This is a genomic window from Myxococcus sp. AB036A (genome assembly GCF_006547355.1).
Classification (GTDB): domain Bacteria; phylum Myxococcota; class Myxococcia; order Myxococcales; family Myxococcaceae; genus Myxococcus; species Myxococcus virescens.
In genome coordinates this window covers 23,592-30,454 of the sequence record NZ_VHLC01000107.1, presented here as the reverse complement: position 1 = coordinate 30,454, position 6,863 = coordinate 23,592, and the positions used below count along the sequence as shown (strand labels likewise).

The 6,863-nt window shown below is 70.0% G+C and carries 5 protein-coding genes; all 5 read right to left on the bottom strand.

Features of this window, described 5'->3' with window-relative positions:
* Positions 1–250: 250 nt before the first annotated feature.
* The 5 genes from FL344_RS31555 to FL344_RS31535 all read right to left on the bottom strand — a co-directional run bounded on the left by FL344_RS31555 (position 251) and on the right by FL344_RS31535 (position 6,768).
* Entirely contained in the window at positions 251–439 is a 189-nt protein-coding gene (locus FL344_RS31555) for a hypothetical protein (RefSeq protein ID WP_141594274.1), read from the bottom strand.
* 95 nt (positions 440–534) lie between these two features.
* Positions 535–3,531, bottom strand: a complete 2,997-nt coding sequence (locus FL344_RS31550; RefSeq protein ID WP_141621136.1) for a CHAT domain-containing protein — start codon at positions 3,529–3,531, stop codon at positions 535–537.
* A complete protein-coding gene (locus FL344_RS31545) occupies positions 3,528–4,130 on the bottom strand; it encodes an RNA polymerase sigma factor (protein WP_141621135.1) in 603 nt (200 codons plus the stop codon). The genes FL344_RS31550 and FL344_RS31545 overlap by 4 nt, the downstream gene beginning before the upstream one ends.
* 140 nt (positions 4,131–4,270) lie before the next feature.
* Positions 4,271–5,878 carry a sensor histidine kinase gene (locus tag FL344_RS31540; protein ID WP_141621134.1) on the bottom strand — a complete coding sequence of 536 codons (1,608 nt, stop codon included), beginning with the start codon at positions 5,876–5,878 and terminating at the stop codon, positions 4,271–4,273.
* A gap of 17 nt (positions 5,879–5,895) precedes the next feature.
* On the bottom strand, positions 5,896–6,768 hold the full coding sequence (locus FL344_RS31535; RefSeq protein ID WP_141621133.1) for an alpha/beta fold hydrolase: 873 nt from the start codon (positions 6,766–6,768) through the stop codon (positions 5,896–5,898).
* Positions 6,769–6,863 lie beyond the last annotated feature (95 nt).

The window sequence follows — 6,863 nt, the reverse complement described above, 5'->3', positions numbered from 1 at the left end:
CCTCCCATCGCCCCACGCCCCTCCTCAGGTGCCCAGAAACCGCTCGCATCCCCTTGGCCCCGCGCGTCACCACGAAACATCTCTCCCCCTCTTCTCGGGGGCTCGCGACCAACGCCCCCTCAATCTCAGATACGGACCCAGCCCTTTTTATTGTGCATTCTGTTCAAAAAAATCCGGGGCGCCCCGAGCGGAGGCGCCCCGTAAAACCTGTATCGCCGTCGCGATTCAGGACAATCCGGAAAACTGTCACTTATTTACGACGTGCGTTGTCCGAGCCGTCCGGATGAGACGCCGTATTCACGGACGGGACGACGGACATCCTCGCCGAGAACGGCGGGTGTGCCGTCAGACCCGGGGTGGGCTCCGGCGGTGGGTCATGCGGGTTGATGCTCACCACCGCCCCATCGCGCTTCGACTTCTTCGAAAGCTTCTTCACCATCGCATCCCCCTCTGCGCGGCACCGGCGGGGCCCGGCGGCATGCCATCTCCCCGCCTCCGCCTTGGTACTACGCACCGGGTCGGATTCCTTGGCCATCATTCGAAGAGGAGGATGCCGTGGACCCAGTCCGCAGAGGGGTTGGCCGCCAGCCACGTGCGCCGCGCGTCACGGAGCGCGAGGGCCGCCGGTGCGCCGCTCCGGATGCGCTCACGCACCGCTTCGAAGAAGCGCCCCGCCGAGTCGGGGATTTCCACCGTGGAGGCCAGCACCGTGGCCGCGCCTGCTTCGATGAAGGCCACCGGCAGGCTGAAGGACTCATGAAGGAAGGGCGTGGCTCTTGCCGCACTGCACGTGGCCAGAAGCACGAGCGGCGCGCGCTCCAGCTTCAGCGCGCGGACCTGGGGGGCGGACAGCGCGTATCGGCCATCGGGTTCAGGCGCCAGCACCACCAGCGAGGCGTCTGACATCTCGGGGCTGAAGGCGCCGTGCGCGTGGATTTCCACCTCACTGGCCTGCGCCATGGCCGCCAGCACCCGGGTTGGCGTGGCTTGCATGCCCGACAGCTCGATTCGCTGCGGGTCCGGCGCGTGCGGCGGCTCCAATGGAAGCAACCGCGGGAGGCCCAGCGCCGCGGGCGCCTCCACCCCATTGACCACGAGGTGCGGCCCGCCGCCTCGAGCCGGCACGGGAGACGCTCCTCCGGGCCGCCCCACGCGGTAGCTCCAGGCGAGCTCCGCGGGCAGCAGCCCCCGCAGGCCATGCACCGGCGGCAGCGCGAGCACGTCCACCCGCTCGCAGCCCATCAAGGCGGCCTGGAGCGACGGCGGCACCAGCCCGGAGGCGTCCCGCCCCAGGGGCTCCGCGCGGCTGGCATCGAAGTGCCCCTGCAACTCGCCCGTCGCGCCACGCAGCGCGACCACCGAGCGCTCGTAGTCCACGGCGACGCCCAGCACACATCGCGCGGGGACCTCCACCTGAAGCGCGGCGCCCATGAGCGCCAGGGCCTCACCTGGGGCGCCCGTGCGGCCTGCCTCGTGCGCCAGGACGTTGTAGGCCCCCATGCGCGTCTTGCGCGCGTCCACATCGTTGGGAAGGGCCTCCGCCTGTTGGATGGCGCCGCGAAGCAGCTCCAGCCCGGTGGCGCGGTCGCGCTCCAGCACGAACTGCCCCTCGGCGAAGCGCATCTGCGCGAGCTTGCCCGGGGAGGGCTGCCCCCGGTGCAGCTCGGCCAGCGTGCGGCGCAACAGGTCCGCGTCCTGGCTGTCCGAGCCGAAGCGCGCCAGGTACGACAACAACAGCGCGCCGGGCAGCCCCAGTGGCCGGCCACACTCCTGCGCCAGCTCCAGCTCGTTCCGCGCCTCGTGCGCGTCGAACTCCAGCCACGACAGGTAGGCCAGGTTGCGGTGCACGTAGGTGCGCTGCTCGCAGACGTCGGGCGTTCGCGCCAGGGACTCGCGCAGGTAGGCGCGCGCGCTGGTGATGTCCAACCGGTAGCGAGCGATGTGCGCCAGTTCCTGGAGGAACTGTTGCTCCAGCTCCCATTCCTCCTGCTCCCGGGACGCCAGCCAGCCACTCCACGCCTGCTCGAAAGCCTCCGCCGGGCGGTTGAGCGCGAGATAGAGGTCCGACAGCCGCTTCTTCAGCGTGGCGCAGCGGTAGGACAGCCCCTTGCCCTGACAGGCCCCCACGGCCGCGCGAAGCCGCGCCTCCGCCTTCCACCATTCGCCCGCGCGCTCCTCGGCGCCCGCCAGCTCCCGCTCGGCCAGCAGCGACAACCACGGGTCCTCGGCCGCACGGGCCAGCCGCGTGAAATCCTCCAGGTGGCGCGCGCCTGCCTTCTGATTGATGAGCCCGCCCAGGTACAGGTCGTCCTCGCCCGAACGCCGCAGCGTCTCCAGGAAGCGCGCTGGCGAGGACAGCTCGCCCCGCACGAGCTTCGCGTAGTCCGCCGCCAGGGGTGCACGACGGCTGAAGTCCCGCTCCGCCACACGCTGCACGTAGCCACGAAGCACCTCGCCGCCCTGGACGCCGTCCAACACGTCCGCCAGCGGAAGCAGGCGCAGGGTCCATTCCCGCGACGGCGCGGCCCTCACCGCGTCGTAGAACGCCAACCGGACGATGCCAGGAAAGCGCTTCGCCTCCTCCAGCGGGAGCCGCGCCTGCGCGTCCACCATCAGGTCCCGCACCGCCGCGCGAGCCCCCTTCCAGGCCCGCCCACGCGCCTGCGTCTGCTGCCGGAGCGCCCGCGCGCGGATCCGCGCCTCCTCGCTCCAGCCCGGCTCCCCGCGCTTCACCACCGCGTCGAACGCCTCCGCGGCCAGCAGCGTCAGCCCCATCTCCCGCAGCACCAGCGCCCGGTTCCACTGCGCCTGGGCGTGCTCGGGCGCTTGTCGCAATACCCCGTCCAGCAGCGCCAGCGCCTGTTCCGGATGCCCCTGCTCCAACGCGACGATGGCCAGGTCGCTGTCCCGGTCCGGTGACGGCGACATCCGGTGGAGGAAGTCGGAGGCTTGCCGCAGGTCCCTGCGGACCAGGTACGCGGCGGCAATGCCATGCAGGTCCCCCTGGTCCTCCAGATCCGCCAACGCCCGGAGCGGCAATGCCGAGCCAGCCCCGCCCGGAGAACCACTGACACCCGCGCGCAGGGGCACATAGGGCCGGTGTCCGTCCGCGCGTGCATAGGCGACCCTCGCCTCGATGAGGCGCGACGACGTCTGCGCGAGCCAGACCTCCTGCTGGGAACCCCGCTCACCGGCGCTCTTGACGACGAGCACCAGGACGATGGCCGCCGCCACGGCGCCCACCGCGAACGGGGCCCAGCGCCAGTGAGGGCGCCCTGGCACTTCGGCCGGAGCACGTGTCCTGGGCGCATCGGACGCCGTCCAGGTTTCGGGCGCGTCCTCCTGCTCGTGCGCCAACACCCGCGGATCCCCCATCACATGGAAGCCCAGCAGCTCCAGTTGCATGGCTTCATGCAGGCCGGACGCGCAGGGGTCACAGCGAGCGAGGTGATGCCGGAAGTTCTCCTCGTCCACGGGCGGCAGCTCGCCGTCGAGGAAGAGGGACAGCCTGTTGCAGAGCGTCCCCATCATGCGCTGCCCCCTCCGTCGCTCCCGGTGAGCGGCAGCAGAAGCGCCTTCAACTCCTTGCGGGCTTGATAGAGCCAGCTCCCCACGGTGCCTTCGGGGACCCCCATGCGCAGGGCGATGGCGCGGTAGCGAAACCCCGAGGCATGCAGCGAATACGCCTCACGCACCCTGGGATTCGACAACTGGGCGATGGCCGCCTGGAAGTCCTTCTCCGAGATGTGCTCCCAGACCTCCATCGCCTCCGGCTCGGGGGCCGCCACGCCCTCGCGCACCAGCCGCAGCTCCGGACGGTCCTGCTCCAGCAACTCCGAGCGCCGCTTGCGGCACTGGTCGAGGAAATGATTGGTCATCGCCCGACACAGCCACGCCCTGTAGACGGGCTCCGGCTGCGCGGCGAGTGCCCCGTGATGCAGCAGTCCGCGCGTGAGCGCCTCCTGCACCAGGTCTTCCGGATCGATGCCCCCCTGACCGCACAACCGTCTCGCCAGGGCCAACAGCATGGGCCTGACACGATGCGCGAACTCCTCGAACCCGTCGGGATGCACATCCGTACTGTAGGCCACAGGAATGCGAATGACTGTGGCAATGCGTTGGCCGCTCATCGACCCGGACTCCTTCCACGCCTATCGAAACGAAGTCCGGGGCAATCCTTGGAAGGCCGTCGTGAAGCAGACTCAATCGCATCGAGTTGCGCTCGCTCACCGACATCCCTGCCGTCCCGCGGGCCAGGGACAGGCCGGCGTCAGGCCAGCGCGGCGGAAATCGAGGCAGGCTGCGCCACGGGTAATTCCAACGTCAACGCCGCGCCCCCCAGGGCTTCCGAGCGTCCCGCACTCAAACGTCCGCCATGCCGTTCGGCGATGCCTCGCGCGATGGCCAGCCCCAAGCCCGTCCCCGGCCGAGGTCCCTCGCGCTTGCGACCCGTCACGAAGGGCTGGAAGAGCCGGGGCAGCAGCTCCGGTGGAATGCCAGGACCGCTGTCCTCCACCCGGACGAGCAACCGGCCGTTCGCCTGCTCAATGGAGGTCCTCAACCGCGGTGCGGGCACGTCTCTCAGGGCGAGCAGGGCATTCTCCAACAGGATGACCATCACCTGTGAGAGCTGGGACTGGTCGGCCTCCACCGTGAGCGACGCGACCTCCTCGGGCTCGAAGGAGACGTCGGGCGCGAGCGAGCCCAGTCCCTGCCGCGCGGTGGAGTACGCCAGCGCGACGGTGGCTGAGACATCCACGCGGCGCAGGTCCAGCGGGCGCGGGCGGCCATAGCGCAGCAGTTCGTCCACGAAGTGACTGGCGCGGTCGATCTGCTCCCGCATGGCCGCCACCGTGTCCGGGTCCCCGCCCCTTCGCTCCAGCAGCTTGAGGTGCGCGGCGAGCACGCCCAACGGATTGCGGACCTCATGGGCCACCGCGGACGTGAATTGTCCCAGCTCCGCCAGCCGCGCGGATTGGTCCGCGCGGGCCTCCTCGCGAGCGAGCGCCACGGCCAGTTCGTCACTGGTGGCCCGGCCCTTGAGGAGCCGGCGCCCCAGCCAGGCCTGAAGCGCCTGACGCACGGGCTCGAACGCGAGCGCGGCCAGGGCCAGGAGGAAGAAGGCACCTACGCGGTACTCGGTGAGGAACGGCTGCCCGCTGCCCGACAGCAGCGTCAATACGCCAAAGAGGAAGCCCGCGGACAACACCGCCGCCACCGCGGAGTAGACGAGGCTGCGTTCGAGCAGCCGTCGGTCCGCGGCTGGCTGATGGGCATTGATGACGTGCACCAGCACCAGCAGCGCCGCCAGCACCAGGTACATCCCGAAAGGCAACGCGTACCCGCCCGACAGCAACAGGGCGTTGCCGATACTGCCCAGGTACGCGAGCAGCCCGGCGATGCCCAGACTGAGGAGGATGGGCCGTCGCTCGGGAGCTTCGCCGCGGTACGCGCGCGACAGATGCACCAGCGGCACGCTCGCCGCCGCCACGGCGAGCACCATGGTGGGCCAGAACAGGGGACCTCGCCCCATCGCCAGCGGCCCGTGCAGGACGTTGGGGAGGAACGCGCCAATGCCCGTCACCACCACCGCCACGCCGTACGCGAGCACCACCAGCCGATAGGAGCGCTGCCGGGTCACGTCATAGGCGGAGTGCAGGTACGCCGCCGCGACGAAGGCCCCACCCGCGACGAAGCGCTCCCCCACCCACGCCAGGGACGGGATGCAGAGGAGCAGCAGCGCGCCCGTCCACCCCGCGGTCGCCAGACAGTAGAGCGCCAGGCCTCGCGCGTTGTGTCCCCGAAGCGCGGCCGTGAAGAACAGCAGCAGCGACACGGAGAGGACAGGCACGAGGCTGTAGGCGAACAAGGGCCCCATGCCGGTACTGTGACAGATCAGCGAGCGCCGTGAGGCGGACTCGCCGCCGAGGTATGGGCGGTGATGGCCCGGGTCATCGTCTCCCAGTCATCCGGGTGCAGGTCATGCCCCGCGTCCTGCAGTGTCACCAGGCGCGCGCCCTTGACGGCACGGCTCAAGGCCACGCCATGCGCATGGTCGATGACCGGGTCCACCGAGCCGTGGATGACCAGCAGCGGCGCTTCAATCTCACGCGTCCGGCCGTACCACTCCAGGCCACCGGACAGCCCCGCGTGGTTCAATGCACATTGAGGCGCGAGCGCGCGCCGGTAGTCCTGTACTGCTCGCGCCCGCACCCGGGCCTCGTCGAACGGCCTCCGCGCACGGCCCACGCACAACCGTGAGAGTTCGACCTGGAAGCCGATGGCCTCCGCCTCGTCGGACCAGTTCAGCGTGGCGGCCCGCTGGAAGTGCGCGAGCACCGCCGGGTCCATGCCCGGGTCCTCGAAGTCAGGCTCCGAGAAAATCTGGGCGCTGATGAGCGTCAGCGAGCGGACTCGCTCCGGGTACTTCAACGCCACCATCTGGCAGAGCAGGCCGCCCAATGACATTCCCACGAGGTGCGCGCGCTCGATGCCATATCCATCCAGCACGGAGATGACATCGGAGGCGAGGTCGTCCAGCGTGTAGGACGTGGCGCCTGGCACACCGTGCGAGGAGCGCCCCGTATCGCGGTGGTCGTAGCGGATGACGAAGCGCCCCGTCCGCGCGAGCTGCTCCATGAGCCCGTCGGGCCAACCCAGCATCGAGCTGGCCGCCCCCATCAACATCAGCACGGGGGCGTCGCCCTCGCGCCCGAAGTGCTCGGTGCAGAGCCGAATGTCGCCCGATTCGATGATGCGCTCAGACATCCAGGAACCCCTTTCGACGGCCAGGAACTGGCGTGGACGCGGGATTAATAACCGACGCGTCGGTTATTAACAACCCGCACCCTTTGGGCGCCCCT